The organism is Parashewanella curva, from assembly GCF_003675895.1.
Classification (GTDB): Bacteria; Pseudomonadota; Gammaproteobacteria; order Enterobacterales; family Shewanellaceae; genus Parashewanella; species Parashewanella curva.
Window position 1 is genome coordinate 1 of record NZ_ML014928.1, and the last position, 1,926, is coordinate 1,926.

The following is a 1,926-nucleotide window of genomic DNA, read 5'->3' on the forward strand; positions in this document are numbered from 1 at the left end:
GATTCCAATAAGTGCTTTTCTTCTTGGCTTAAGGATATTTCAATCATGGCTGTATGATGATCTCATTACAGAAAATTTCAAGTCTTTGTTTGAAAAAGTCGCATCTTGAATGATCACGGGTATAGATAATACGGGCTTGTTTCTGAGTTTTGAAAGTATGGCGGCTCGAACCCAATGGCTTTGGTTGAGATAGCCTTCGTATTTGGCTTGCTCCTTGAGCATTTTTAATGTGTGCTCAGATAGACGAACCGTCGCTTTATCTGATTTTGTTTCATTAAAAGGAGTGGCAAGCTTGGCGATTGGCGAGGAACGATTGATAAGCATCCTTAGCATATCTGATTGACTGATCCCACTGCTTTGACAGTACAAAAGCCAATTTTCTTTTTCCTCATCTGTAAGCCGAGTTTTAACGGTTCGTTATCTCGAAGATGGTCGGTTGAGCATCGACAATAATCGAGTCGAACGAGAAGCTAAACACTTTGCCGTTGGTCGAAAAAATTTCCTCTTCTGTCACACTGAAAGTGGAGCCAATAGCAGTGCCGTATTATACAGCATCGTTGAAACTTGCAAAGTCAATGGCGTTAATCCCACTCAATATCTCACCTATTTATTTGGGCAACTTGCTCATGTTCCTAGCGATTTAGAACCTTTGATGCCTTGGAATTTTGAGCAGGATTAGTGGTCAAGACCGGACGCTTACGACGGATTAAATCCGTACAATTGCCATTAGGTAGTTTTAACTATATACTAATCGAAACCGGATGAATTCCGTACAGGAGAGAATCGTTATGGCAACTGCACGTTTAGATATTAGGCTTGATGAAGAAATCAAAGCTAAAGCTGAAAAAGCGTCTGCACTTCTGGGCTTAAAAAGCCTTACTGAATATATCGTGAAACTGATGGATGAAGATGCGACTCATGTAATTGCTGAACATGAAAGTATCACTATTGAAGACAATATTTTTGACCAATTTCTTGAGGCATGTGATAAAGCTCAGGAACCAAATACTGCTTTATTAGATGCTGCGAAGTATACTAAAGAGAGTGGTTTTTAAGTGAGCTACTCAAAAAATTTTGAAGAATTAAGTAAAGCAAAGCATGATCGTAAATCATTCGATTGCGGCGAAGACGAACTTAATGACTTTATCAAAACTAAAGCGATGAAGCATATGCAAGCAGGCATTAGTAGAACTATGGTTCTGCCTGCAAAGCTTCCATTATTGAACCAAAAATATCCAATTTGCTCATTTTATTCAATTGCACCAAGTAGTATAAGTAGAAGCACACTACCTGAGAAGTACGGAAAAAAACTTCCTCACTATCCAATTCCTGTTTTTCTTATTGCTCAACTTGCCGTTCATAAAGAGTTTCACAGTACAGGTTTAGGCAAAGTAAGCCTAATTAAAGCACTAGAGTATTTATGGGAAGTAAATGCTCATATGAGAGCTTATGCTGTAGTCGTGGATTGTTTAAATGATGGAGCACAAAGCTTTTACGCCAAATATGGTTTTGAGGTATTGTGTAGCCATAATGGCCGTACACGTATTTTTCTACCAATGAAAACAGTTAAGCAAATATTTGAGCCATAACTGACAATATTTATAGAGAAATTTTGGAAATAACTCGTGTCCACAAAGTGTCCACACAGCCGCTACCTGACGGTCTTTGATGATACACATAGGTATTTTAAGTTATTGAAAATGCTCTACAACGCCCATGACACGGTTACTAGAATAAAATGTAGGCTTTCTGGACGGGGGTTCGACTCTACCATCAACTCTATTTTTATGAATATTGTTCAGCAATTCTCGGTTAAAGAATAAATCCTTAAAATTCAATACATAAAAGAAATGTTAAAATTTTCTTTTCGCACAAACGTAAAGCGAAAACCTGACATACAACGATAGATCACAACAACTATAGCCA

At 37.9% G+C, this 1,926-nt stretch carries 4 protein-coding genes; 3 read left to right on the forward strand and 1 reads right to left on the reverse strand.

Annotated elements, in window-relative coordinates:
* Positions 1 to 39 precede the first annotated feature (39 nt).
* Positions 40 to 369, reverse strand: coding sequence for a ribbon-helix-helix domain-containing protein (locus D5018_RS21220; protein WP_133309374.1), 330 nt, complete (start codon positions 367 to 369; stop codon positions 40 to 42).
* A gap of 67 nt (positions 370 to 436) precedes the next feature.
* On the opposite strand from D5018_RS21220, the gene D5018_RS22485 reads away from it, so the two are divergent.
* From D5018_RS22485 to D5018_RS21235, 3 genes are all read left to right on the forward strand, one after another.
* Positions 437 to 679, forward strand: a complete 243-nt coding sequence (locus D5018_RS22485; protein WP_121840959.1) for a transposase domain-containing protein — start codon at positions 437 to 439, stop codon at positions 677 to 679.
* Between the two features lie 109 nt (positions 680 to 788).
* Positions 789 to 1,055, forward strand: a complete 267-nt coding sequence (locus D5018_RS21230; RefSeq protein WP_121840960.1) for a type II toxin-antitoxin system TacA family antitoxin — start codon at positions 789 to 791, stop codon at positions 1,053 to 1,055.
* Positions 1,056 to 1,589: a GNAT family N-acetyltransferase gene (locus D5018_RS21235; protein WP_121840961.1), complete on the forward strand. Its 534-nt coding sequence runs from the start codon at positions 1,056 to 1,058 to the stop codon at positions 1,587 to 1,589.
* The last annotated feature ends 337 nt before the right edge of the window (positions 1,590 to 1,926 follow it).

Bases quoted from the DNA above. Each gene is read 5' to 3' on its own strand.
- D5018_RS21230 (WP_121840960.1), top strand. From the start codon at position 789: ATGGCAACTGCACGTTTAGATATTAGGCTTGATGAAGAAATCAAAGCT.